The organism is Streptomyces sp. NPDC004647, assembly GCF_040609575.1.
Classification (GTDB): Bacteria; Actinomycetota; Actinomycetes; order Streptomycetales; family Streptomycetaceae; genus Streptomyces.
Genome location: NZ_JBEXKU010000011.1, coordinates 50,868 through 76,808, shown reverse-complemented (window position 1 = coordinate 76,808; position 25,941 = coordinate 50,868). Strand labels below are relative to the sequence as shown.

At 71.2% G+C, this 25,941-nt stretch carries 18 protein-coding genes and 1 pseudogene; 11 read left to right on the top strand and 8 right to left on the bottom strand.

The window, feature by feature from the left end:
- Positions 1 to 4: 4 nt before the first annotated feature.
- Positions 5 to 772: an anti-sigma factor gene (locus ABZW18_RS07315; RefSeq protein ID WP_356183337.1), complete on the bottom strand. Its 768-nt coding sequence runs from the start codon at positions 770 to 772 to the stop codon at positions 5 to 7.
- Positions 769 to 1,359: a sigma-70 family RNA polymerase sigma factor gene (locus ABZW18_RS07310; protein WP_356183334.1), complete on the bottom strand. Its 591-nt coding sequence runs from the start codon at positions 1,357 to 1,359 to the stop codon at positions 769 to 771. Before ABZW18_RS07310 ends, ABZW18_RS07315 begins: the two co-directional genes overlap by 4 nt.
- 385 nt (positions 1,360 to 1,744) lie before the next feature.
- Between ABZW18_RS07310 and ABZW18_RS07305 the strand changes: the two genes are divergently transcribed.
- On the top strand, positions 1,745 to 2,008 hold the full coding sequence (locus tag ABZW18_RS07305; protein WP_356183331.1) for a UBP-type zinc finger domain-containing protein: 264 nt from the start codon (positions 1,745 to 1,747) through the stop codon (positions 2,006 to 2,008).
- Between the two features lie 196 nt (positions 2,009 to 2,204).
- Here ABZW18_RS07305 and ABZW18_RS07300 read toward each other — a convergent pair whose 3' ends face one another.
- From ABZW18_RS07300 to ABZW18_RS07280, 5 genes and pseudogenes are all read right to left on the bottom strand, one after another.
- On the bottom strand, positions 2,205 to 3,044 hold the full coding sequence (locus tag ABZW18_RS07300; RefSeq protein WP_356183328.1) for an aldo/keto reductase: 840 nt from the start codon (positions 3,042 to 3,044) through the stop codon (positions 2,205 to 2,207).
- Positions 3,045 to 3,162: 118 nt separating this feature from the next.
- The gene (locus ABZW18_RS07295; RefSeq protein ID WP_356183325.1) at positions 3,163 to 4,986 is read right to left on the bottom strand and encodes a long-chain fatty acid--CoA ligase; all 1,824 of its coding nucleotides are present in this window, start codon (positions 4,984 to 4,986) and stop codon (positions 3,163 to 3,165) included.
- A 464-nt stretch (positions 4,987 to 5,450) separates the two neighbouring features.
- A complete protein-coding gene (locus ABZW18_RS07290; protein WP_356183323.1) occupies positions 5,451 to 7,454 on the bottom strand; it encodes a sialidase family protein in 2,004 nt (667 codons plus the stop codon).
- Positions 7,455 to 8,341: 887 nt separating this feature from the next.
- The gene (fdhD, locus tag ABZW18_RS07285) at positions 8,342 to 9,190 is read right to left on the bottom strand and encodes a formate dehydrogenase accessory sulfurtransferase FdhD (protein ID WP_356183460.1); all 849 of its coding nucleotides are present in this window, start codon (positions 9,188 to 9,190) and stop codon (positions 8,342 to 8,344) included.
- 20 nt (positions 9,191 to 9,210) lie between these two features.
- Positions 9,211 to 9,549, bottom strand: a pseudogene (locus ABZW18_RS07280) (Fe-S-binding domain-containing protein); the annotation flags it as partial.
- A 399-nt stretch (positions 9,550 to 9,948) separates the two neighbouring features.
- On the opposite strand from ABZW18_RS07280, the gene ABZW18_RS07275 reads away from it, so the two are divergent.
- Entirely contained in the window at positions 9,949 to 10,839 is an 891-nt protein-coding gene (locus ABZW18_RS07275) for a glutamate ABC transporter substrate-binding protein (protein ID WP_356183320.1), read from the top strand.
- A gap of 27 nt (positions 10,840 to 10,866) precedes the next feature.
- Here ABZW18_RS07275 and ABZW18_RS07270 read toward each other — a convergent pair whose 3' ends face one another.
- Positions 10,867 to 11,508 (bottom strand): GNAT family N-acetyltransferase, encoded by a 642-nt coding sequence (locus tag ABZW18_RS07270; protein WP_356183317.1) that lies wholly within the window; start codon positions 11,506 to 11,508, stop codon positions 10,867 to 10,869.
- A gap of 816 nt (positions 11,509 to 12,324) precedes the next feature.
- On the opposite strand from ABZW18_RS07270, the gene ABZW18_RS07265 reads away from it, so the two are divergent.
- The 9 genes from ABZW18_RS07265 (at position 12,325) to ABZW18_RS07225 (ending at position 25,916) form a co-directional block, all read left to right on the top strand.
- Positions 12,325 to 13,506, top strand: coding sequence for an ROK family transcriptional regulator (locus tag ABZW18_RS07265; protein WP_356183457.1), 1,182 nt, complete (start codon positions 12,325 to 12,327; stop codon positions 13,504 to 13,506).
- A 420-nt stretch (positions 13,507 to 13,926) separates the two neighbouring features.
- Positions 13,927 to 15,453 carry a sugar ABC transporter ATP-binding protein gene (locus ABZW18_RS07260; RefSeq protein WP_356183314.1) on the top strand — a complete coding sequence of 509 codons (1,527 nt, stop codon included), beginning with the start codon at positions 13,927 to 13,929 and terminating at the stop codon, positions 15,451 to 15,453.
- Positions 15,454 to 15,608: 155 nt separating this feature from the next.
- On the top strand, positions 15,609 to 16,565 hold the full coding sequence (locus tag ABZW18_RS07255; protein WP_356183454.1) for an ABC transporter permease: 957 nt from the start codon (positions 15,609 to 15,611) through the stop codon (positions 16,563 to 16,565).
- A 45-nt stretch (positions 16,566 to 16,610) separates the two neighbouring features.
- Positions 16,611 to 17,657, top strand: coding sequence for a substrate-binding domain-containing protein (locus ABZW18_RS07250; RefSeq protein ID WP_356183312.1), 1,047 nt, complete (start codon positions 16,611 to 16,613; stop codon positions 17,655 to 17,657).
- A 125-nt stretch (positions 17,658 to 17,782) separates the two neighbouring features.
- On the top strand, positions 17,783 to 18,958 hold the full coding sequence (locus ABZW18_RS07245; protein ID WP_356183451.1) for a Gfo/Idh/MocA family oxidoreductase: 1,176 nt from the start codon (positions 17,783 to 17,785) through the stop codon (positions 18,956 to 18,958).
- Entirely contained in the window at positions 18,958 to 19,965 is a 1,008-nt protein-coding gene (locus tag ABZW18_RS07240; RefSeq protein WP_356183309.1) for a sugar phosphate isomerase/epimerase family protein, read from the top strand. The genes ABZW18_RS07245 and ABZW18_RS07240 overlap by 1 nt, the downstream gene beginning before the upstream one ends.
- Before the next feature lie 236 nt (positions 19,966 to 20,201).
- Positions 20,202 to 22,772 carry a PQQ-dependent sugar dehydrogenase gene (locus ABZW18_RS07235; RefSeq protein WP_356183306.1) on the top strand — a complete coding sequence of 857 codons (2,571 nt, stop codon included), beginning with the start codon at positions 20,202 to 20,204 and terminating at the stop codon, positions 22,770 to 22,772.
- A gap of 86 nt (positions 22,773 to 22,858) precedes the next feature.
- On the top strand, positions 22,859 to 24,295 hold the full coding sequence (locus ABZW18_RS07230) for a ThuA domain-containing protein (RefSeq protein ID WP_356183303.1): 1,437 nt from the start codon (positions 22,859 to 22,861) through the stop codon (positions 24,293 to 24,295).
- A 508-nt stretch (positions 24,296 to 24,803) separates the two neighbouring features.
- Positions 24,804 to 25,916, top strand: coding sequence for an inositol-3-phosphate synthase (locus ABZW18_RS07225; protein WP_356183448.1), 1,113 nt, complete (start codon positions 24,804 to 24,806; stop codon positions 25,914 to 25,916).
- Positions 25,917 to 25,941 lie beyond the last annotated feature (25 nt).

Sequence of the window (25,941 nt, the reverse complement as noted above, 5' to 3'; positions counted from 1 at the left end):
GCTCCTAGGAGCCCTGCTCGGACGGAAACTGCATCAGGGCCAGTGGTTCGGTGGTCGGTTGTTCGGAGCCGCCCGCGGGCTCGACGGTGATGCCCACCCCCGCGGCGTGGCCGACGGATCCCTCCAGCAGTGCCGAGCCGGTCGCCGCCTTACGGTCCATCAGACCCGCCGACCGCATCGTCCCGCCGTCGTCGAACCACAGTTGATAGACCTTGCCGCCGTGCAGCGGCGGCAGTCCGGAGGCGAGGAACGCCGCCTTGTCCTCGTTGTGGGAGACCACGACCGTGCCGGTCGCCCCGCCCGTCAGCTTGCCCGTGGTGGCCTTCGCGTCCGGCGCGGCGAGCACCCGGGCCAGCGCCTCGGCCCGCTGCTCTGCCCTGCCCGCCTCGTGCCGGGCGTCCTGCGCCGCCTGGTACTGCCACACGGTGGCTCCACCGAGGCCGGCGGCAGCGGCCATACAGGCCGCCAGCGCGAAGCGGGACAGGAACCGTCCCCGCCGCACCCCGGCAGCGCCCCGCCGGGAGTGCCGGGCGATCATTGGCGGCTCCTGCCGTACGGTCGCCGCGCGCCGCAGCACCCGTTCCTTCATCTCCGGTGGCGGAACCAGGGAGACGGCCAGGCCCAGCCGTTCGGCGGTCGCGGTCAGCTCCCGTACCTCCTGGGCGCAGGGCGCGCACCCGGAGAGGTGCCGTTCGAACTCCGCGCGCTCGCCGTCCGGCAGGGCGTGCAGGGCGTAGGCACCGGTCATCGTGTGCAGATCCGGGGCGTTCATACACCCACCCCCAGGCAGTCGCGTAGCCGGATGAGGCCGTCCCGCAGCCGTGTCTTGACGGTTCCCAGCGGTACGGCCAGCAGCTCGGCGACTTCCCGGTAGGTCATTCCGCGGTAGTAGGCGAGGGTCACGGACTGCTGCTGGAGCTCGGTGAGGGTCCGGATGCAGCGGCGTACCTGCTCCCGTTCCAGCCGGGCCTCCACCTGCTCGGTGACATCGTCGAAGTCGCGTGTGCGTTCCAGCAGCGCGGCCTTGTGCTCCCGGTCCGTCGCGGCCTGGGCGGCCCGTACCCGGTCCACGGCGCGGCGGTGGGCGAGGGTGAGGACCCACGTCATGGCGCTGCCCCGATCGGACCGAAAACGGGCGGCGCTCCGCCAGACCTCCACCATCACTTCCTGTGCCACCTCCTCGGACTGTGCCGGGTCGCGGAGCACGCTGCGGACCAGCCCGAGCACCGGGCCGCAGACCGCGTCGTACACGCTGCTGAACGCCTCCTGGTCACCGCGGGCGACCAGGCCCATCAACTCCTGCAGATCCGGCCCGGCCGGCCCGGGCCGGGGTTGGCTGCGGAGATCAGCGGGCCTCATGTTTCCTCCAAGCGCCGGGCGGCCGTGTGCCGCCCATCATTCCCGCGGGCGGGGCCCGCATCTGCGCAGGCTCCATGGTTTCTTCGGAGCCCGGGCACACGCGGATTGGCCGCGGGAGGGACATCTTGCCGAACAGCTGTCGCACGCGTTCACCAGGGGCGGTGCGGAGGGCTTGTTCGGCGGAGCCGGCCGCCGGAGGGGCGCTCATCGGCCGGTGTGCGCGGCCGGCGCCCGGTTCGGCGTGCAGAGGGCGCCCACGCTGCTGATACTCGACAGGGGCGAGGTGACCGCCCGGCGGACGGGCGCCGCGCCGGCCCCGGGTACCGGGCTCCTGGGCCGAGGAACCGACGGCGGGCCGGAAGCCCCCGACGAAGGGTGAGTCCCGATGACGAACCAGCACGACTGGCACCTGTCGCTGACACGCCCGGTCACCCCGCGCACCCCCGAAGGGTGCGAGGAGTGCCTGCGTCTGGGGTCCGACTGGGTGCATCTGCGGCTCTGCCTGACCTGCGGTCACGTCGGCTGCTGCGATTCCTCCCCGCACAAGCACGCCCGCGCCCACGCGGGCACGACGGGTCACCCCATCGTGGCTTCGCACGAGCCGGGCGAGGAGTGGCGGTGGTGCTTCGTCCACGAGGCGCTGGTCTGAATGACGGTGGGTCCGATGACGGCGGACGAGAGCGCCCCTGGGCTCTTCCGCTGAGGCGCGGAGGCGGGCGGACGGCCGTCGGCTCCGGCCGCCACGGACCGGTCAAAGGCCCCGGCGCCGCCGTCCGTGAGGACAGCGGCGCCGGGAAAGTCGGCCGAGCGCGCGGGGAGCCGGTCGGGCGGCGCCGGGGGCGCAGTCAGGCCAGGTCGAAGGTGGCGGGGTCGGGGCCGAGGCGGCCGGCCGGCCCCTGGTCCAGGGCACCGAACGCGGCGAGGTCCTCGGAGTCCAGTTCGAAGCCGAACACGTCGATGTTCTCCCGGATCCGGGACGGGGTCACGGACTTGGGGATCACGACGTTGCCGATCTGCAGGTGCCAGCGCAGGACGACCTGGGCGGGCGTACGGCTGTGCTTCTGGGCGATCTTGGCAATGGTGGGGTCCTCGAGGAGGCCCTTGCCCTGGCCCAGCGGCGACCACGCCTCGGTGGTGATGCCGTGTGCGGCGTGGAAAGCGCGCGACTCGGTCTGCTGGAGGTGCGGGTGGAGCTCGATCTGGTTGACCGCCGGGACCACCGAGGTCTCGTCCAGCAGCCGCTGAAGGTGCTCCGGCAGGAAGTTGGAGAGACCGATCGCCTTGGCGCGGCCGTCCGCGTAGATCTTCTCGAACGCCTTCCAGGTGTCGATGAAAAGGTTGCGCCGGGGCAGCGGCCAGTGGATGAGGTACAGGTCCACGTAGTCCAGGCCGAGCCGGGACAGCGACGCGTCGAAGGCACGCAGTGTCGAGTCGTAGCCGTGATCGCTGTTCCACAGCTTCGTGGTGACGAAGAGCTCCGCGCGGCTGACGCCGGAGGCGGCGATGGCCTTGCCGGTGCCGCGCTCGTTCTCGTAGATGGCGGCCGTATCGATGCTCCGGTACCCGGCCTCCAGCGCCGTGCCCACCGACCGCTCCGCCTCGTCGTCCGGCACCTGCCATACGCCGTAGCCGAGCTGGGGCATCACGCCGCCGTTGTTCAGGGTGATGAAGGGGACCTTGCTCACAGGCGGTCGCTTCCTCTGTGTCGTCACGGTTGGTACTTCCATCGTCAACGATCACGCAGGGGGTCGCATTCCCGCTCGTACGGCTGCGACGCGGTGCGGTGCGGCCGGTCGCACCCGCTCAGGAGTGGTAGAGCGCGTCCACCTCGGTGGCGAACGACTGCTCGATCGCCTTCCGCTTCAGCTTCAGCGAGGGGGTGAGCAGATGGCGCTCCTCGGTGAACTGCGCCGCCAGGATCCGGAACGTACGGATCGACTCGGCCTGCGACACCAGGGTGTTCGCCGCGACGACGGCCCGCCGGATCTCCGTCTCCAGGTCGGAGTCGCGCACCAGTTCGGCGGGGCTCATCTTCGGCTTGCCCCGCATCTGCAGCCAGTGATCCACGGACTCGGGGTCGAGGGTGACGAGGGCCGCGATGTACGGCCGGTCGTTGCCCACCACGATGCACTGCGCCACCAGGGGGTGCGCCCTGACCCGTTCCTCCAGCGGGATGGGCGACACGCTCTTGCCGCCCGAGGTCACCAGGATCTCTTTCTTCCGGCCGGTGATGGTGAGATAGCCGTCCTCGTCGAGGGCGCCGAGGTCCCCGGTGGCCAGCCAGCCGTCCCGCAGAACCATCTCGGTGGCCTTCCGGTCGTTGAGATAGCCGCTGAAAACATGGTTCCCGTACAGCCATACCTCGCCGTCGTCGGCGATGTGCACGGTGGTGCCGGGGAGGGGCCGGCCCACCGTGCCGTAGCGGGTGCGGCGCGGCGGATTGGCGGTGGCCGCCGCGGTCGACTCGGTGAGCCCGTACCCCTCGTAGACCGTGACGCCCGCACCGTTGAAGAACAGACCCAGCCGCCGCTCCATCGCCGAGCCGCCCGACATCGCGGTTCTCAGCCGGCCGCCCATCGCCTCGCGCACCTTGCTGTAGACGAGCTTCTCGAACAGCTGGTGCTGTAGGCGCAGCGAGGCGCTCGGGCCGGGCCCGGTTTCGAACGCCTTGTGCTCCATCGCCTCCGCGTAGCGCACCGAGACGTCGACCGCCTTGTCGAACGGCCCGGCCTTGCCCTCCCCCTCGGCTTTCCGCCGCGCCGCGTTGAAGACCTTCTCGAAGACGTACGGGACCGCGAGGATGAACGTCGGCTTGAAGGCGGCCAGGTCCGGCAGGAGGGCGGCCGCGTTGAGATCCGGCTGGTGGCCGAGCTTCACCCGGCCGCGGATCGCCGTGATCTGCACCATCCGCCCGAAGACGTGGGCGAGCGGGAGGAACAGCAGGGTGGACGCCTCGTCGCCGGGCTTGGAGTGGAATACCGGCTCCCAGCGGGCGACCAGAGTGTCGGTCTCGAACATCAAGTTCGCGTGGGTGATGACGCAGCCCTTGGGGCGGCCCGTGGTGCCCGAGGTGTAGATGACGGTGGCCGGGGAGTCCGCGGTGATCGCCAGCCGGTGCCGGTGCACCACCTCGTCGTCGATGTGTGCACCGGCGGCCATCAGCTCGCTCACGGCGTCGGTATCCAGCTGCCACAGCCGGGTGAGCTGGGGCAGCCGGTCGACCACCGAGCCGACGGTCATGGCGTGGTCCTCGTGCTCCACCATGGCGGCGGAGACGCCGGAGTCGTGCAGCATCCAGCAGACCTGCTCGGCGGAGGACGTGGGGTAGACCGGCACCGGCTGGGCGCCGATCGACCAGAGGGCGAAGTCGAAGAGCGTCCACTCATACCGTGTGCGGCACATGATCGCCACACGGTCGTTGAACCGGACACCCTGGGCCAGCAAGCCCTTGGCGAGGGCGAGGACCTCGTCACGGAACTCGGCCGCGGTCACGTCCTGCCACTTGCCGTCGATCTTTCGGCCGAGCGCCACCCGATGGGGATCCTTGGCGGCATAGTCGAACACGGCGTCGGCCAGGCCTCCGGCCTGGGGCGCCATCTCCACAGGGGGGACGGTGAACTCGCGCAATGACCTGCTCCCTAGCGTGCTGAGCACAGCGCCGCGACGCTACCGGATCCCCGGGACGAAGGGGAGGGGGGTTCCGGATTCGGGGTATGTCGCATAGTCGCTGGTCAGAGGGGGATGCGTGGATCTCTGTGAGCCTGCTCACGGGCCAATCCTGACTCCGCGGTAAGGAGTGGCCGCGGGAATCTCCACGGAATCCACCCCCCGACGTCACGGCTGCTTTACAGAGGGGCGCGCGGCAGCGGCGCGGGGGTCCGGTCACCGGAGGGTCGTCGGCCGCCCAACGCGGGCGTGCCGCCGCCCCCCTGCCGGGCGGACGCGCGCGTGCCGCCGCCCCGGACGGAGGTACGGTCCGTCCGGGGCGGCGGGGTCAGGGCGTCTGCAGTTCTCTGCAGTTCTCTGCATCCTCCAGGCTCATTTCGGGCCCTCTTCAGCCCCTCCAGCCCTCTCCAGGCCCAGTCGGGGACCTAGGAGGCCGGATGGACGCGGTCGAGCGGCAGCCGTAGGACGGGGAGGCCGGCCGGGGCATTGACCTTGCGGACCCTGTCCAGCTCCGCGTCGGACAGCGCCCGGTCGTAGACCCGTACCTCGTCGAGCCCCCCGGTGAGCCAGGCGCGGCTGTCCGCCGCCTGACCCAGGTGCACTCCGAAGGTCGAGGACCGGCTCACCGTGCCCGGTACGTCCGGCGCGGACGCCTCCGTGCCGTCGACGGTGAGAAGGAGCCGACCGTCACTGCGCCGGAGCGCCAGGTGGTGCCACTGCCCGTCGTTGTACGCGCCCGCCGTGTTCACCGAGGCCGTCGCGGCCGGGCTCGCGCCGTCGACCGCGGTGATGAGCGCGGTCAGCCGGTTCCGGGCGGGCTGGCCGCGCAGCCACACCTGGGGGTTCCTGGTGCCGACGCCGCCCATCCACAGGAACGGCTGCTCACCGCTGGCGGCGGTGTACCGGAACCACAGGCTCGCCGTGAAGTCCTCGGCGCCGAGCCGGAGCGAGCCGCGATACGGCAGGCGTACGGCGTCGTCGGCGCCGTCGAAGGACAGCGCCCCGCCGAACCGGCCGTCCGTCCGGGAGGCCCCGCCCAGCACGTCCGCGCCCCGGGCCCAGGGCGCCTGGTCCGGAGTCGTCGGATCCGGGCCGCGGCGCGGGCCGAGCCAGTCCTCGGTGAATCGCGCGAAGCGGATCTCGTCCCGGGCGTCGACCGCCCCGCCCTCGTACGTCAGGCCGACCGTGTCGCGGGAGATGTTGACCATGTCGGAGTAGCCCGACCAGTCCGTGGTCACGCGGCTGCCCCGGTCGACGCCCTCCCAGGTGCGCCCCTCGTCGTAGGAGGAGCGGATCGTCATGGTGCGGCGCCGGTCCGGGTCGGCGGGGGCGGAGAAGAGCAGCCTGCTGTAGCCGTCGGCGGCCTTGCTGCGCAGCCGCAGCAGCGAGCCCTGCACCATGGGCGAGTACAGGCCCGGGAGCGCCCGGAACGGGGCGCTGAAGCTCCCGCCGCCGTCCCGGCTGACCGCGTACGTCCGGTGGCCGAGGTCCGTGCCGTCCTGCTCGCGACCGTTGACATGGATGGAGCCATCGCTCTGCTCCACCAGGGCCATTTCGGATGGTTTCTGACGGAAGGTCCCGTCGGTCGCCAGCGGCCAGCTGTCCACCGCGCCGATCCGCCAGTTGCGGCCGCCGTCGTCGCTGTGCACCAGAGCCGCGTGGTTCGCCGTGATGCGGGTCCCGTCGTGGCTCTCGGAGTTGACGCCGAAGACCAGCCTCCCGGCGTGTCGGCCGCAGGTGAGCTGAATGCCGTGCACCGGGCCCGTCGCGTACCAGGAGTTCCACTCCGGCGGCCGGATGACGTCGCTCAGGTCCTGCGGCTGGGACCACTCGGCACCGTCGTCGACGCTGTACTGGAGGTGCGGGGTCCGGTCGCACGGCACATCGCAGCTGTGGTCGTCGTCGCGGCCCTTGTTGTACGTGGTGGCCAGCACGATCCGGCCGGTCCGGGTGTCCACGATCGGGGCCGGGTTGCCGTGGGTGTCCCCGCCGCCCTCGTCGACCACCTGGAGTGGCCCCCAGGTCCTGCCGCCGTCGGTGGAGCGCTTGAGGACGATGTCTATGTCCGCGGCGTCGCCGCAGTTCTTCACCCGGCCCTCGGCGAAGGCGAGCAGCGTGCCGTGGGTCGACTTCACCACGGCCGGGATCCGGAAGCAGGAGTAACCGGGGTCCTGGGACGCCTTGAACAGCACCTGCTGCTCGAAGCCCGTACGGGGCGCGGCCGCCGGGTCCTCCGCGGCCGCGGCGTTTTCGAGGGTGGCGGTGGGGGAGAGCAGCGCCGCGGTGGCGAGTAACGCCCACAGGCGACGCGGTCGGCGTCCGCGGCCCGTCCGGCCCGTCCGGCTTCCCCTGTCCTCCGCGGGGGCGCCCGCCGGCCCGGCCCGTCCGGCCTGACAGGATCCCGCGTGCGCACCATGATCTGACGACATGACACGTCCCCTTCAGCCGATAATCCGGACATCCCACGTCCCACGTCCGCGTCGAAGGTACGTGCCGGGTCATGCTCCCCACAAGCACCGTGCGCAACTCAGCTCGTCCGGAGTACGGACCGTCCCGAATTCGGCCCCGGACGGCGGTCGCGGGGAGTTCGGGCTCCAGAGGTGCCGGGCCCCGGCGCCGCGGCGGCGGTAGCGTCGCCCGGATATACCTGTGCGGTTGATTATCTTCAACAGGGCCCTATGTAGCGGAAATTGACGACACATCATGCCTGCTGGCGCAGCGCAGGGAGCGGCCGTCCGCCTCCCGCTACCGGGGCGGAACCCTCTACGGCGCGGCCTTCTCCGATGACCCGCACGGCCTCCAGGCCCGACTGTCCAGCGCCCTGACCGTCCTGCCCGTGCGCTGCCCCTGGCGCCGGTGTCCGATGCGACCGGCCACCGGTGGAGACCCGCCTCGTCGCACCGCACCGCATCGCACGTCACCTCGCACGTCGCACCTCGCACCTCGCACCTCGCACCTCGCACCTCGCACCGATCGGATCCGGATCCGGATCCGGATCCGACCGACCTATGCGACCCGGCCCGGCCGGGTCCGGCTCGAACACCGAAGGGACCCCATGGACTCCGCGGCCCGCAGTTCCGCGCCCGCCTGCCCCCTCGGTTACGACCAGCACGCCGACAACGCCCGGCTCCGGGACATCGGAGCAGCGGCCCCGGTGGAGCTCCCTGACCAGGTACATGCGTGGGCGACAGCCCGTCACGACGCGCTCCAGGGTGGGTCGGAGGGAACGGTCGAAGCGGACGGTCGGCGGGGCCGGCGGGCGCGGGTCGCTCCCCGCCGGCCGGTCCGCCGACCCGTGCAGCGGACAGCCCCGCGCCTAGCTCCGGGCGGCCGCAGTCCGCAGAGCGACGCGCTTCTCGGCCGCGTACACGTTCATGGAACTGCCGCGCAGGAAGCCGACCAGGGTGAGGCCGGTCTCGGCGGCCAGGTCCACCGCGAGGGAGGACGGCGCCGAGACGGCGGCGAGCACGGGGATGCCCGCCATGACCGCCTTCTGGGCCAGCTCGAAGGAGGCCCGCCCGGATACCAGCAGGATCGTCCGGGAGAGTGGCAGGTCGCCGGACTGCAGGGCGCGGCCGATGAGTTTGTCGACCGCGTTGTGCCGGCCGACGTCCTCCTTCAGATCCAGCAGCTCGCCCCGCTCCGAGAACAGCCCCGCGGCGTGCAGGCCCCCGGTCCGGTCGAAGACCCGCTGCGCGGCCCGCAGCCGGTCGGGGAGGGCGGACAGCAGGGCCGGTTCGACGCGGACCGGGGGAGTGTCGGCGATCGGCCATCGGGCCGTGGTACGTACGGCGTCCAGGCTGGCCTTCCCGCACAGACCGCAGGAGGAGCTCGTGTACACATTCCGTTCCAGCGTGATGTCCGGCACGGGCACCCCGGGCGCGAGCGTCACGTCGACGACGTTGTAGGTGTTCGAACCCCCCGCGGTCGCGCCCGCGCAGTACACGATGTTCGCCAGTTCCTCCGCCTCGCCGAGGACCCCCTCGCTCACCAGGAAACCGGCGGCCAGTGCGAAGTCGTCGCCGGGCGTGCGCATGGTGATGGCGAGCGGCTTGCCGTTCAGCCGGATTTCGAGGGGCTCCTCGGCGACGAGGGTGTCCGGGCGCGTGGTGACGGCCCCGTCGCGGATGCGGATGACGCGGCGTCGCTCGGTGACCCGTCCCATGGTGATCAGTCCCACTCGTTTCAGTCAGCACTGTGCACGTGCTGGTAGCCGAAGCGGCCCTTGATGCGGAGGTTGCCGTGGGTCACCGGGTTGTCGTGCGGCGAGGTGACCTTCACATCCCATTGTCCTGCACGTGCAGCGTGAGGCTGCAGTCGACACCGCAGTAGGCGCAGACCGTCGTGGTCTCCGTCTGCCGGGACTCCTCCCAGGTCACGGCCACGCGCATGTCGAACTCGGACGTGCAGCCCAGCGCCCGTCGGGCACACCTCGATGCAGTTGCCGCCGTACACACAGGCGGAGTCGGTGAGCGGCGTATCGTGCTCGGCGGAGATCCGGGCACCGGCGCCGACAACTGCGACTTTCCGGTGTGGCTCCGTTCGGTGAAGCGACCGAGGGCGGGGTCGGTCGCAGGGGTTCTGGGCGGCACTGGCGCGGACGCCCGCTATCTGTTCTGATACCGCCGATGCGGTGATGTGTCAGTGTGCGGTGCGCGCCGGAGCAGGGAGCGGTACGGGGTGAAGGGGTTCGGGGGGGGATGAACGGCTTGAGCGCTTCGAGTCCGGGCTTCGCGCGGTGCGCTGCCGGCTGTGCCGCGCGCCCGGCCGGTGGCGGCGTCGCCCGCCCGACTGCTCCCGAGGCACTCTCCATCCGGCTGCGGATGGGCGAGGGCCGGGAGCCCCGGTCCGTGACGCCGGCCTTATCGAACAGCTCCGCCCCCTGACCGTCGGCGCGTTCGCCCCACCACGTATGGAGACAGCATGGCCGTTCGAAGACAGAGTTTCGTCGCGAGTGTCACCGTTTGCGTTGCCGCGGGCCTCACCCTGGCCGGGTGCGGCAGCGGCGATCCCGAACCCAAAGAGTCGGTCTACGTCGACGAGAACCCGACCTTCGTACCCGGCAGCACCATGGAGAAGCTGCGCGTCGCGGGCAAGATCAGGATCGGCGTGAAGTTCGACCAGCCCGGGATGGGTTACCGGGAGGCCGGGTCGGACGACGACCCGGAGGGCTTCGACGTCGAGATGGCGCAGGTCATCGCGGGGAAGCTCGGCATAGCGCCGGACAAGATCCAGTGGGTGGAGACCGAGTCGCAGAACCGCGAGAAGTTCCTGCGGAACAAAACAGTCGATCTCGTACTCGCCTCCTACTCGATCACTCCCGAGCGACGCGAGCTCGTCGGCATCGCGGGCCCGTACTACGTCACCGGCCAGCAATTGCTCGTGCGCAAGGGCGACAAGTCGATCTCCGGGACGCGGGACGTCAAGGGCAAGCGGGTCTGCTCGGCCCGCGGTACGACGTCGATTCAGAGGGTCGAGGAGAAGTACGACGCCACGCCGGTTCCGTACGGGACCTACACCGAATGCATCGAGCAGCTCCTCGACAAGTCCGTCGACGCGGTCACCACGGACGGTGCGCTCCTTCTCGGCTACGCCGCGCAGAAGCCGGAAGCCCTCAAGGTCGTCGGCAAGCCGTTCAGCTCGGAGCGCTACGGCGTCGGTTATCAGAAGGGTGACACCGAGATGTGCGAGTTCATCAACCGCACCCTCACGCACTCCTACCGGGACGGGTCGTGGGTGAACGCGTTGTCGAGGACGCTGTGGAAGACCTCCGGGGCGGTGGCCTACCCGGACGTGGACCCCTGCCCGCAGTGACGGCACCGTTATGGGTGTCCGGGGAGGTCAGGGGCGGGGTTCGCGCCACATCGGCCACATCGGGGGGCCGCCCGGCAGGTCGACCGTCCTGCCGGTGAAGACGAAGCCGAGGCGCTCGTACAGCGCCTTGCTGCGCGCGTTGCTCGCCTCCAGGTAGGCGGGGGCCTGCTCGCGGTCGCAGCGTCCGAGTGCGGTGGTCAGCAGGGCGCTGCCGAGCCCCGTGCTCTGGCGCCCCGGTGCCACGACGATCGCGGGCAGGTAGTAGTGGGCGCGGGCTTGGGGGTGGGCCTCGGAGGTCAGCCGGCCGATGATGCCCGTGCGTTCATTGCCCGGGTCGACCTGCGCCATTCGCTCGGCCATGTTGTCGGTGTCGCCGTCGTTCTCGCTGTCGCCTTCGCCGTGTTCGACGGTGGACGCCGCTGGTATGGGCAGCCACAGCGCCGCGGCCGACAGATCCTCGGTGACATCGACCCAGCCCTCTCCCAGGGCCTCGTCCAGGAAGACTCCGAAGAAGCGCGGTTGGACCGTGCGCCGGTGCGCCTCGTCCGGGAACACCCAGCCGCTGACCGGGTCGTCCATGAAGGCGTCGCACAGCAGCTGCCGTATCGCCTGCCGTTCCTCCGCCCGGGCTCGACGGATCCCGGGCGCGGCCGAGGCTGACGTGGACATGGCTATGGCTCCCTGGTCTGCGAAGGTCTGCGAGGTCTGCTAGGTCTGCTAGGTCTACGCACAGTTGTCCGCAGCTGCGGACAACTGCGGACTGAGCTCCGGGGCCTGGTCCGCGGTCCACGGAGTCCTGTGCGGTCGTCGTTCCGGGAACCGGTATATCAGTATCACTTCCGCCAACTGACGTGTGAGCGCGGGGCGTTGACCTGCGGGGGTTCGTGACGGGCACCGGCCGGAGGCCGTGGATCGGAGATGTGGGGCAGTGGGTGTTCGTCAACGCACCCGTACCACCAGGTGCATAACCTCCCCGACTGGTATATGCGGCCCGTGGCCGTCCCGTCGTAGGGACAGCCGGGAGCGCGACCCGGCTTGAAGCGACCGAGCACGCAAGCTCGATACCTTCAGGGCCGAGAAGTTGACGCCTGTCTCCCGGCGGCGCGGCATGCGGTCTTGGATCCGCACCGCGAGCTGATCGCCGCCCTCGCCGCCAGCGACGAGCGGCTCGTCACCGAGATCAGGCGCGCGCACCGAGCACACCCGCGCGTCCTACCACCGGCGGAACTCCGGCTGACAGCCGGGATGTTCGAAGCCCCGCCCGCTTCGGCCGGTTCCCGGACCCGGCTTTGTCCTCAGTCAGGAGAAAGTTGGAGTCAATCCGCGCTCAACTTCTTCCCAGCCCCGACAAGCGCTGCTACTTTCCCTGTGAAAGCCCGGTGGGCAGCGCCGCTCACCGTGGGCACTGCCGATGTCGGTCCCCATGCCGAATCCCCTCGCCGCACGGCAGGGGAACCACAGGGGAGGGAGGGGCACGTGAGGCGCATGACCGCTCGTCCCGCGAACACGCACCAGGCGCGACTGCTCCGTCTGCTGCGCGAGGGCGGGCCGAACTCCCGTGCCCAGCTGGGGGATCAGGTCGACCTCTCCCGTTCGAAGCTCGCCGTGGAGATCGACCGCCTGCTGGACACCGGGCTCGTGGTCGCCGACGGACTCGCCGCCTCGCGCGGCGGCCGCCGCTCCCACAACATCCGGCTCGCACCCGCGCTGCGCTTCCTCGGCGTGGACATCGGTGCCACCTCCGTCGATGTGGCCGTCACCAACGCCGAGTTGGAGATCCTCGGCCACCTCAACCAGCCCATGGACGTGCGCGAGGGCCCGGTCGCGGTGTTCGAGCAAGTCCTCACCATGGCGTCCAAACTGCGTGCCACCGGAGTCGCGGAAGGCTTCGACGGCGCGGGCATCGGGGTCCCCGGACCCGTTCGCTTCCCCGAGGGCGTCCCCGTCGCCCCGCCGATCATGCCCGGCTGGGACGGCTTCCCCGTACGCGAGGCGCTCAGCCAGGAGCTGGGCTGCCCCGTCATGGTCGACAACGATGTGAATCTGATGGCGATGGGGGAGCAGCACGCGGGCGTGGCCCGCTCCGTGCAGGACTTCCTCTGCGTCAAGATCGGCACGGGAATCGGCTGCGGCATCGTCGTCGGAAGCGAGGTGTACCGCGGTACGACCGGCAGCGCGGGCGACATCGGCCACATCCAGGTCGAGCCGGACGGCCGTCAGTGCGCCTGCGGCAACCGCGGTTGCCTCGAGGCGTACTTCAGCGGCTCGGCGCTCGCCCGCGACGCCGAGTCCGCCGCCCGCGACGGCCGCTCCGACGAACTCGCCACCCGTCTGGAGGCCGCCGGACGCCTCACCGCTGCCGACGTGGCGTCCGCCGCCGCGGCCGGCGACACCGCCTGCCTCGATCTCATCCGCGAGGGCGGCAACCGTACGGGCCAGGTCATCGCCGGACTCGTCAGTTTCTTCAACCCTGGCCTGGTGGTGATCGGCGGCGGGGTGACCGGCCTCGGCCACACCCTGCTCGCCAGCATCCGCACCCAGGTCTACCGCCAGTCACTGCCGCTGGCCACCGGAAACCTCCCCATCGTGCTGGGCGAACTCGGCCCGGCCGCCGGAGTCATCGGCGCGGCCCGCCTGATCAGCGACCACCTGTTCTCCCCGGCCTGAGCTCGACAGCAACCTGAGCAGCACGGCACTTGAGCACGACGGCACTTGAGCAGCACGGCACGTCAGCAGCACGGCACGTCAGCAGCACGGCACTTGAGCACGACGGCACTTGAGCAGCACGGCACGTCAGCAGCACGGCACCTGAGCACGACGGCAGCCTGAGCACCACGGCACCTCAGCAGCACGGCACCTGAGCACACCTCAGCAGCACAGCACCTCAGCAGTACCGCAGTACGCACCCCGCGTCACGTACCACCGCTCGAGCCGCACCGCAGCCCCCTCCGCTCCGCCCTCTCCGCACCGCAGCCCCCTCCGCACCTTCCCGCCGCTCCGCTCCTCACAACACCGTCCCGCCACACCGAGCTCAGCCCTGCCCTGAACTGCCCGCTCACCGGCGCCACACCCGCCGAGGAGGTCCTCATGGCACCAGAGCAAGCCCCCGTCCCCCTCCTCACCATGTCCGGCATCACCAAGTCCTTCCCCGGCGTCCGTGCCCTCGACGGCGTCGACCTCGACGTCCTGCCCGGCGAGGTGCACTGCCTCCTCGGCCAGAACGGGGCCGGCAAGTCCACCCTCATCAAGGTGCTCTCCGGAGCCCACCAGCCCGACGCGGGCGACATCACCTGGCGAGGCGAGCCGGCCGCCCTCAAGTCCCCGGTCGCCGCCATGCGCCTCGGCATCGCCACGATCTACCAGGAACTCGACCTGGTGGAGCACCTGGACGTCGCTGAGAACGTCTACCTCGGCCATGAGCTCACCACCGGAGGGTTCGTCCGGGCCCGTGAGGCGCGCGCCGCCACCGCCGCCCTGCTCGGCCGGCTCGGCCACCCCGAGATCGACCCGGGCCGGATCGTCGGCACCCTCTCCGCCGCCGGACGGCAGATCGTCTCCATGGCCCGCGCGCTCTCCCACGACGTGCGGCTCATCGTCATGGACGAGCCCTCCGCCGCCCTCGACCCCGACGAGGTCGACAACCTGTTCCGGATCGTCCGCGACCTCACCACCGACGGCGTGGCCGTCGTCTACATCTCCCACCGGCTGGAGGAGATCCGGCGCATCGGCGACCGCGTCACCGTGCTCAAGGACGGCCGCGCCGCCGCCCGCGGACTGCCCGCCAGGGACACCCCCACCCGAGACGTCGTCGCGCTGATGACCGGCCGCAATGTCGAATACGCCTTCCCCGAGCGGCCCGCCGCGCCCGAAGCCCGCCCGGCGCCCGTACTGCGGGTCGAAGGGCTCGCCCGCGAGGGCGAGTTCGAGCCCGTCGATCTGGAGCTGCGCCCCGGCGAGATCGCCGGCCTCGCCGGCCTCGTCGGCTCCGGCCGCTCCGAGGTCCTCGAAACGATCTACGGCGCCCGCCGCCCCACCGCGGGCCGCGTCCTCGTCGACGGCCGCCCGCTGCGCCCCGGCAGCGTCATAGCCGCCGTCCGCGCCGGACTCGGCCTCGCCCCCGAGGAACGCAAGGCCCAGGGCCTGCTGATGCTCGAATCCATTACCCGTAACGTCTCCGTCTCCTCGCTGGCCCGGTTCTCCCGAGCGGGCTGGCTGGACCGTACGGGCGAGCGAGCCGCGGCGCACCGCAACATCCGCGATCTGTCGCTGCGCCCCGACGACCCCGACCGGCCCGTGCGTACCCTGTCCGGCGGCAACCAGCAGAAGGTGGTCCTCGCCCGCTGGCTGCTGCGCGGCTGCCGCGTGCTGCTGCTCGACGAGCCCACCCGCGGCGTCGACGTCGGCGCCCGCGCCGAGCTCTACGCCCTGATCCGCCGCCTCGCCGACGACGGCGTCGCCGTCCTGCTCGTCTCCAGCGAGGTGCCGGAAGTCCTGGGCCTCGCCGAGCGGGTGCTGGTGCTCCGCGAGGGGCGGGTCGTGCACACCGCACCTGCCCGGGAGCTCGACGAGCACCGGGTCCTCGACCTCGTCATGGAAGGGAGCCCGTCGTGCTGAATCCTCCCGGGAGCCATCCGCAGTCCCCGACGCCGGACCGAGCCGCAACCGACGCGGGGCCTCCCGCCCCGGTCGCGAAGCAGCGCCGGGCGGGCGTGCCCGGCGCTGCCGGGCCGACGGCCGGGACGTCCGGAGCGGCCGCCGCCCGCGGGGCGCTGCGTGCCCTCGGCGCCCGCGCCGACCTGCGTAATCTCTCCCTGGTCGGGGTCCTCGCGATCCTGATCGTGGTGGGCGGCTTCACCCGGCCCGAGGAGTTCCTGAGCACCGACAACCTCCAACTCGTCCTCACCCAGGCCTCGGTCATCGGAGTCGTCACGGTCGGCGTCACCTTCGTCATCATCAGCGGCGGCATCGACCTGTCCGTCGGGGCGATCGTCGCCCTCGCCTCCGTCTGGGCCACGACCCTCGCGACGCAGGACTACGGGCTCGGCGGGATGCTGCTGTGCGCGGTGCTCGTCGGCGTCGGCTGCGGGCTGGTCAACGGCGTGCTCATCGCGTACGGCGGCATGGTCCCGTTCATCGCCACCCTCGCCATGCTGGCCTCCGCCCGTGGTCTCGCCCTGCAGATCAGCGACGGAAAGACGCAGGTCGTCAACGTCGCACCGGTGCTCGACCTCGGGCTGCCCGACGCGTACGTCCTCGGTATCCCGCCGCTTGTGCTGGTCTTCGCGGCCGTCACCGTCATCGGTTGGCTGGCGCTGAACCGTACGACCTTCGGCCGGCGCTCCGTCGCAGTCGGCGGGAACGCCGAGGCCGCCCGGCTCGCCGGTATCGATGTCAAACGCCAGCGGCTGCTGCTCTATCTGCTGTCCGGACTGTGCTGCGGCATCGCCGCCTTCATGCTGGTCGTCCTCACCGGCTCGGGCCAGAACACCAACGGCAACCTCTACGAGCTCGACGCCATCGCGGCGGCGATCATCGGCGGCACGCTGCTCAGCGGCGGCCGGGGCACCATCACCGGTTCCGTCCTCGGCGTTCTCGTCTTCACCACGATCACCAACCTGTTCGCCCTGAACAACCTGCAGAGCGACGTCCAGCAGATCGCCAAGGGCGCCATCATCGTCGCCGCCGTCCTGATCCAGCACCGCACCGTGCGCGGCGGCACCCCGTAGAACCCCCACAGCCCCCGGTACGTCCCAGCGGAAGGGTCATCCACCATGCCCGAGAGCCCACGCACCAGCCGCCGGAGCCTGCTGTTCGGCACCGCCGCCGTCTCCGCGACCGCCTTCCTGACCGGCTGCACCAGCAATGAGAACAACGACAAGGGCGAGGCGAAGGGGCCCGCCGGAGCCGTCGACGACAAGCCGGGAAAGCCCGTCACCATCGGCTTCGCCGGGCCCCAGGCCGACCACGGCTGGCTCAACGCGATCAACGAGAACGCCAAGGAGCGGGCCAAGAAGTACTCCGACGTCACCCTGGAGATCACCGAGGGCTCCAACGACACCGCCCAGCAGATCGGCCAGATCGAGACGCTGATCAACAAGAAGGTCGACGTGCTGGTGATCCTGCCGGCCGACGGCAAGGCCCTCACCCAGGTCGGTCTCAAGGCCATGCGGGCGGGCATCCCGGTGGTGAACCTCGACCGCATCTTCGCCTCCCCGCAGGCGTACCGCAGCTGGATCGGAGGTGACAACTACGGCATGGGCCTCAACGCGGGCCGCTACATCGGCGAGCAGCTCAAGGGCAGGAAGGACGCCAAGGTGGTCGAGCTGGCCGGGATGGACAACCTGGAGCTGACCCGGCAGCGCACCGAGGGCTTCAACGACGCCCTCAAGAACTACCCCGACATCAAGAAGGTCGCCCGCCAGGCAGCCGAGTTCACCGTCGAGTCGGGCCAGGCGAAGATGGCCCAACTGCTCCAGGCGGTGGGCGAGTTCGACGCACTCTGGAACCACGACGACGACCAGGGCGTGGGTGCCGAGCGCGCCATCAGGCAGGCGGGGCGGGACGAGTTCCTGATGGTCGGCGGCGCCGGGTCCAAGCACGCCATGGACGCCATCAAGGCCGACAACTCCGTCCTCAAGGCCACCGTCCTCTACCCGCCCACCATGGCCGCGTCCGCCATCGACCTCGCCCGGGCCCTGGGGCAGACGAAGGGCGTCGCGGGCCTGGCGGAACAGGAGATCCCGGCCTCCCTCACCCTCTACTCCGCCGTCGTCACCAAGGAGAACGTCGACGAGTACCTGCCCACCGGCTTCAGCTGACAGGCACGTCCCCGGTTGGGGATCCCGCCCGGGGATGAGCTCCGGGGGAGAGCGCGACGACGATCTCTGGAGGTCCCGTGGACGTTTCCGACATCGAGAGCAACCGGCCCACCCTCGGCGTGGGCATGGTGGGCTACGCCTTCATGGGCGCCGCCCACTCCCAGGGCTGGCGCACCGTGGGCCGGGTCTTCGACCTGCCGCTGAACCCGGTGATGGCCGCGGTGTGCGGCCGCGACCCGGCGGCCGTCCGGGCCGCGGCGGGCAAACTCGGCTGGGCGGCCGCCGAGACCGACTGGCGCGCCCTGATCGCCCGCGACGACGTACAGCTCGTGGACATCTGCACCCCCGGGGACAGCCACGCCGAGATCGCCGTCGCGGCGCTGGAGGCCGGTAAGCACGTGCTGTGCGAGAAGCCGCTCGCCAACACGGTCGCGGAGGCCGAGGCGATGGCGGAGGCGGCGCGGAGGGCCGGTGACCGCGGCCGGATCGCGATGGTCGGCTTCAACTACCGTCGCACGCCCGCCATCGCGCTGGCCCGCCTGATGGTGCGGGACGGCCGGATCGGGACCCTGCGGCACGTACGGGTGACGTATCTCCAGGACTGGATCGTGGATCCGGAGTTCCCGCTGGTCTGGCGGTTGCAGAAGGAGTACGCGGGCTCGGGCGCGCTCGGCGACCTGGGCGCGCACATCGTGGATCTCGCGCAGCATCTGTCGGGGGAGCCGCTGGTCGGCGTCTCCGCGGTGACCGAGACGTTCGTACGGGAACGGCCGCTGCCCGGCGGGGCCGTGGTGGGGCTGTCCACGGCGGCCGGCGGGGGAGCGGCGCGCGGTGCGGTGACGGTCGACGACGCGGCGCTTTTCACTGGGCGGCTCGCCTGCGGAGCGCTGGCCGCCTTCGAGGTCTCCCGGGTGGCCGCGGGCCGTAAGAACTCCCTGCGCATCGAGTTGAACGGGGACCGCGGCTCGCTCGCCTTCGACCTGGAGCGGCTCAACGAGCTGTACTTCCACGACCACACGGAGCCCGCCGCATCCTCCGGCTTCCGCCGGATCCTGGTCACCGAGGCGGATCACCCCTATCTGGAGGCGTGGTGGCCGCCGGGCCACGGACTCGGCTACGAGCACACCTTCGTCCACCAGGCGCGGGACCTCGTGCACGCCATCGCCGCCGGAACCGAACCGGAGCCGTCCTTCGCCGACGGACTCCAGGTGCAGCGGGTGCTGGCGGCCGTCGAGGAGAGCGCCGCCAGGAACAGCGTCTACACGCCCGTACTCCCCGCCCTCGTCCAGGAGGCCAGCTGATGCCCCGGCCCTTCACACTCTTCACCGGCCAATGGGCCGACCTCCCGCTCGAGGAGGTCTGCCGGCTGGCCCGCGGATTCGGTTACGACGGTCTGGAACTCGCTTGCTGGGGTGACCACTTCGAGGTCGACCGGGCTCTCACGGAGACGGGCTACCTGGACGGGCGGCGCGCGCTGCTGGAGAAGTACGGTCTGGAGTGCTGGGCCATCTCCAACCACCTCGTCGGCCAGGCCGTCTGCGACGCCCCCATCGACGAGCGCCACCAGGCGATCCTGCCGGAACGGATCTGGGGCGACGGGGAGCCCGAGGGCGTGCGGCAGCGGGCCGCCGCCGAGATGGCCGACACCGCGCGGGCCGCCGCCGCCTTCGGGGTGCGTACGGTCATCGGCTTCACCGGATCGTCGATCTGGCATCTGGTCGCGATGTTCCCGCCGGTGCCGCCCGCGATGGTCGACCGCGGCTACGTGGACTTCGCCGAGCGCTGGAACCCGGTCCTCGACGTCTTCGACGAGGAGGGCGTGCGGTTCGCCCATGAGGTGCACCCCAGCGAGATCGCCTACGACTACTGGACCACCCAGCGGGCGCTGGATGCGGTGAACCACCGCCCGGCCTTCGGGCTGAACTTCGACCCGAGCCACTTCGTCTGGCAGGACCTGGACCCCGTCGGCTTCCTGTGGGACTTCCGGGACCGGATCTACCACGTCGACTGCAAGGAGGCCCGTAAACGGCTCAACGGGCGCAACGGGCGGCTCGGCTCCCATCTGCCGTGGGGCGACCCGCGGCGCGGCTGGGACTTCGTCTCCGCCGGGCACGGCGACGTGCCGTGGGAGGACGTATTCCGGATGCTGCGGTCCATCGCGTACGAGGGGCCGATCTCGGTGGAGTGGGAGGACGCCGGTATGGACCGGCTGCAGGGCGCGCCCGAGGCCCTGAGACAGCTCAAGGCCTACGACTTCGACCCGCCGTCCGCCTCCTTCGATGCCGCTTTCGGCGGCGGCGACGGCTGACCCAGGAGCCTGCGACCAGCCCGGTGGTGCGTCGTGCCGCCGGGCGGCTCCGCCCTGCCCGGCTCTTCTTTGTCCAGACCGTGGACGAAGTCAACTGTTCTGATTTCAAAGGGGTTTCCGAGTCGGACGAACCCGGCTACGGTCCTTGAGATGTACCGGTCATGGATCCTCATCCGGCCCGGTCCCGGCGCGACGGCGCGCGCCTGTCACACACCGTCATCCTCCGGAGGACACCCGTGCACAGGAAACGGCTCAGACTCCGCAAGACCCTCGCGGTCTTCACGAGTACCCTTCTCGCCGGCGCGACGCTCGCGCTCAACGCGCCACGGACCACCGCGGCCCCTTCAGCCGAGGCGCCTTCAGCCGAGGCTCCCTCGGCGGTGCCCGCGGCCGAGGACTTCCAGCAGGTCGCCCTTGCCAAGGGGGCGGAGGAGACCGGCGAGCCCATGACCCTCGCCGTACTCCCCGACCGCTCCGTCCTGCACACCTCGCGCGACGGCACGCTCCGCATCACGGACGCGGCGGGCAACACCCGGATCTCCGGCAGGATCCCGGTCTACTCGCACGACGAGGAAGGCCTGCAGGGCGTCGGCATCGACCCCGGGTTCGCCGAGAACCGGGCCGTCTACCTCTATTACGCACCACCGCTCGACACCCCGTCGGGTGACGCCCCGAACGACGGCTCACCGAGCGAATTCGCCCCGTACGACGGGGTCAACCGGCTGTCCCGCTTCGTGCTGAAGCCCGACGGCACGCTCGACAACGCGAGCGAGAAGAAGGTCCTGGACGTGCCCGCCTCGCGCGGTATCTGCTGCCACGTCGGCGGCGACATCGACTTCGACGCCCAGGGCAATCTCCATCTGTCGACCGGCGACGACTCCAACCCCTTCGCCTCCGACGGCTTCACCCCCATCGACGAGCGGGCGAACCGCAACCCGGCCTACGACGCCCGGCGTTCCGCGGGCAACACCAACGACCTGCGCGGCAAGATCCTCCGCATCAAGGTCGCGGCCGATGGCTCGTACACCGTCCCCGACGGCAACCTCTTCGCCCCCGGCACCGAGAAGACCCGGCCCGAGATCTACGCCATGGGCTTCCGCAACCCCTTCCGGATGAGCGTCGACAAGCCGACCGGCACCGTCTACGTCGGCGACTACGGGCCGGACGCCGGCGCCGCCGACCCGGGGCGCGGACCCGCGGGCCAGGTCGAGTTCGCCCGCGTCACCAAGGCGGGCAACTTCGGCTGGCCGTACTGCGCCGGCAAGAACGACGCCTACGTCGACTACGACTTCGGCACCCAGACCTCCGGCTCGGCCTTCGACTGCGGGGCGCCCCGGAACACCTCGCCGCACAACACCGGCCTGACCGACCTTCCCCCGGCGCAGGAGGCGTGGATCCCCTACGACGGCGGATCCGTCCCCGAGTTCGGCACCGGATCCGAGTCGCCGATGGGCGGCCCCGTCTACCGCTACGACGCCTCCGTCGACTCCCCGGTGAAGTTCCCGCAAGCCTACGACGGCGACTTCTTCGCCGGTGAGTTCGGGCGCCGCTGGATCAAGCGGATCGAGCACGGCAGCGACGGCAGCGTCCAGTCCATCAACGCCTTCCCCTGGACCGGCACCCAGGTCATGGACATGGAGTTCGGTCCGGACGGGGCACTGTACGTCCTCGACTACGGCACCGCCTGGTTCGGCGGCGACGAGAACTCCGCCCTCTACCGCATCGAGAACGCCTCCGACGGGCACTCGCCGGTGGCCAAGGCCACGGCCGACCGCACCTCCGGACAGGCTCCGCTCAAGGCGGCGTTCTCCTCGGCCGGCAGCTCGGACGCCGACGGCGACGCGCTGAGCTACGCCTGGGACTTCGGCGACGGCGGAAAGTCCACCGAGGCGAACCCCACGTACACGTACAAGGAGAACGGCACCTATACGGCGACGGTGACCGCCAAGGACGCCTCGGGCCGTACCGGTTCGGCGAGTGTCCACCTCACCGTCGGCAACACCGCCCCGAAGGTGACTCTCCAACTGCCCGGTGACGGGCAGCTGTTCACCTTCGGCGACGAGATCCCCTTCACGGTGAAGGTCACCGATCCCGAGGACGGGGCCATCGACTGCGCCAAGGTCAAGGTCACCCACATCCTCGGTCACGACAGCCATGGCCACCCCGTCACCTCGGCCAACGGCTGCTCGGGCACTCTCAAGACCAGCGCCGACGGTGAGCACGACCCCAACGCGAACATCTTCGGTGTCTTCGACGCGGAGTACACGGACCGGGGTGCGAACGGCCAGCCCGCGCTGACCACGCACGACCAGAACGTCGTGCAGCCCAAGCACCGGCAGGCCGAGCACTTCGGCGACTCCCAGGGCATCGAGGTCACCAACCACACTCCGGCGCACGGCGGCAAGACGGTCGGCGACATCCACAACGGCGACTGGATCTCCTTCAAGCCCTACCGGCTGGGCAACGCCACCTCGCTCACCGCGCGGGTCGCCTCCGCCGGGGCGGGCGGGACGCTGGAGATCCGTACCGGTTCGGAGGGCGGCAGGCTGCTCGGCTCGGCGAAGGTGGCGGCCACCGGCGGCTGGGAGACGTACACCGACGTCACCGCGGCGCTGAAGAAGCCGCCGACCGGGACCACCACGTTCTATCTGGTGTTCAAGGGCACGGGCACCGGAGCGCTCTACGACGTGGACGACTTCACCTTCGGCACTGGGACCGCCGGCACGACTGGGACCGCTCGCACGGCTGGGTCCACTGGGACCGCTCGCACGGCTGGGTCCACTGGGACCACTGGCACTACTGGCTGACCGGTATCGGCCCGACCAGGGCGGGCGGCGGCGTCCCGACTCTTCGGGGACCGCCGCCCGCCCCGACCGGAGGAAGGAGCACCTTCATGCACGCCTCAGCACGCATCGCCACCGCCACGGCCTCGGCAGTCCTGCTGCTCGGCACCATGGCCCTGCCGGGCAGCGCAGCCCCGCACGACGACGTGAAGGAGAGTCGGATTCTGGTCTTCTCCAAGACCGCCGGCTTCCGCCACGACTCCATCCCCGACGGCATAGCCGCCGTCAAGGACCTCGGAGCGCAGGGCGGCTTCACCGTCGACGCGACCGAGGACGCGGGCGCCTTCACGGCGAAGAACCTCGCCCGTTACGACGCGGTCGTCTTCCTCTCCACCACCGGGGACGTTCTCGACGCCCCGCAGCAGACCGCCTTCGAGGGCTACATCGAGCGGGGCGGCGGCTACGTCGGAGTGCACGCGGCGGCCGACACCGAGTACGACTGGCCCTTCTACGGGGGCCTGGCCGGGGCGTACTTCCAGTCCCACCCGCACATCCAGCCCGCCACGGTCGAGGTCGAGGACCGCGCACATCCGGCAACCGCGCACCTCGGCACCGGCTGGGAGCGTACGGACGAGTGGTACAACTACCGCTCCAACCCGCGGGAGCGGGCGCACATCCTCGCCACGCTCGACGAGTCCTCGTACACCGGCGGCTCCATGGGCGAGGACCACCCCATCTCGTGGTGCCAGAACTACCGGGGCGGCCGTGCCTTCTACACCGGTGGCGGCCACACCAGGGAGTCCTACGCCGAACCCGCCTTCCGGGCCCATCTGCTGGGCGGGATCCGGTACGCGACGGGCGCCGCGCAGGCCGACTGCCGTCCCGAACAGGGCTACACCGCGCTCTTCGACGGCACCGGCACGGACGGCTGGAAGCAGGCGGGCCCCGGCTCCTTCACCCTCGCCGACGCCACCCTGACCTCGGCCGGCGGGCTCGGCATGCTCTGGTACGAGGCCCAGGAGATGAAGTCGTACTCCCTGAAGCTGGACTGGAGGATGGCCGGGGACGACAACTCCGGTGTCTTCGTGGGCTTCCCCGCCTCGGACGACCCGTGGTCGGCCGTGAACAACGGCTACGAGATCCAGATCGACGCCACGGACGTCCCCGAGAGGACGACGGGGTCGGTGTACGGCTTTCAGTCCGCCGATCTCACGGCGCGGGACCGGGCGCTCAACCCGCCGGGGGAGTGGAACACCTACGAGATCCGGGTCGAGGGCGAGCGGCTGCGGGTCCTGCTCAACGGCGTGAAGATCAACGACTTCACCAACCACGACCCGGCGCGCAGCCTGCGGCAGGGACACATCGGCATCCAGAACCACGGTGACGGCGACGAAGTGTCTTTCCGCAACATCCGGGTCAAGGAACTTCCGGTCAAGGAACGGCTGGTGGGTGAACCGCCGGTCAAGGAACGGCTGGTGGGTGAGCCGCCGGTCAAGGAATGGCTGGTGGGTGAACTGCCGGTCAAGGGCGGCGGGCAGCGGTCCTGAACCGATGTGGCAGCAGCCGACAGCCGCACCGATCGGCCGTCGGCGGGTCCGAAGGGATCCGCCGACGGCTCCGGCGGCGGGCGGGGAGACCGCCGACTCCTCCCCGCCGCCGGCCGCGCTGCAGGTCCCGCTGCGCGGCGCGTCTCAGGTATGGCCGGGGGCCGGTGCGGTCGGTCGTCGGCGCGACGACGACCGGCGGCAGCGGCCGACGGCACGGCACGGCACGACCGCACCGCACCGCACCGCGCAGCAGCAGCCGCGCCGCACCGCGCAGCAGCCGCCGTACCGCACCGCACTGCGCAGCAGCCAGTGCTCCGCACCGCGCAGCAGCCGCCGCACCGTCCCGTACGACCCGCACCACGCATCGTCGCGCCACTCAGCCACCGGGAGGCAGCCTGTGACCACCCGTCCCGACAGCCCGAATCAGCGCCCCGTACCCACCAGCGGTGCCGCCGCGCCTCCGCACGCTGGAAGTCCGGCCGGGGAGGCCGTCACCGAACGCGCCGGGATCCGGCCCCGTACCGGGGTCTGGCTCGTCGGTGCCCGCGGCTCCGTGGCCACCACCGCCGTCGCCGGGTGTGCTGCCCTTGCCGCCGGGCTGCGCGCCCCCACCGGCATGGTCACCGAGATGCCGCCCTTCGCCGACTGCGGGCTCCCTCCGCTCGCCTCCCTCGTCTTCGGTGGCCACGACACCGCGAGCTGCCCGTTGCCCAAGCGGGCCGAGGCCCTGGCCGCCGGTGGGGTGCTCCCGCCCCGGCTGCCGGGCGCCGTACACGCCGAACTGGCCGCGGCCGACGCCGCGATACGACCCGGCGGCCCGCTCCCCGGGGACGGCCGCAGCGACGAAGAGCTGATCGCCGCCTACACCGCCGACCTCACCGACTTCGTACGCGAACACGGCCTCGCCCGCGCCATCGTGGTCAACGTCGCCTCGACGGAAGCCGCGCCCGAGCCGGATGACGACCGGCTGCCGCCCAGTTCCCGTTATGCGGCCGCGGCCCTGCGCGCGGGCTGTCCGTACATCAACTTCACCCCGTCGACCGGACTGCACCACCCGCGGCTGCGCGAAGCCGCCTCGGTCTCCGGCCTGCCGTACGCGGGCCGCGACGGCAAGACCGGTCAGACCCTGCTGCGCTCGGTGCTCGCGCCGATGTTCCTCCAGCGGGCCCTGGACGTACGGGCCTGGTCCGGCACCAATCTCCTCGGCGGCGGCGACGGCGCCTCGCTCGCCGACCCGGGAGCCGCGGCCGCCAAGAACGAGGGGAAGGCGCGGGTTCTCGCCGACACCCTCGGCGAAGTCCCGGACGGCGGCCTCCACATCGACAATGTGCCGGCTCTCGGCGACTGGAAGACCGCCTGGGACCACGTGGCCTTCGACGGCTTCCTCGGCTCCCGCATGGTCCTCCAGACGATCTGGCAGGGCTGCGACTCCGCACTTGCCGCCCCCCTGGTCCTCGACCTCGCCCGTCTCACCGCCGCCGCCCACACGGCAGGACGGGCGGGCCCGCTGCCCGACCTCGGGTTCTTCTTCAAGGACCCGGACCCCGGCTCGTCGTCCTCCCTGCCGGACCAGTGGCGCGCACTCCTCGGCTTCGCCGACGCGCTGCGGGAGCGCGCGTGACCGGCGCGGAGCCCGGCAGGGCCCG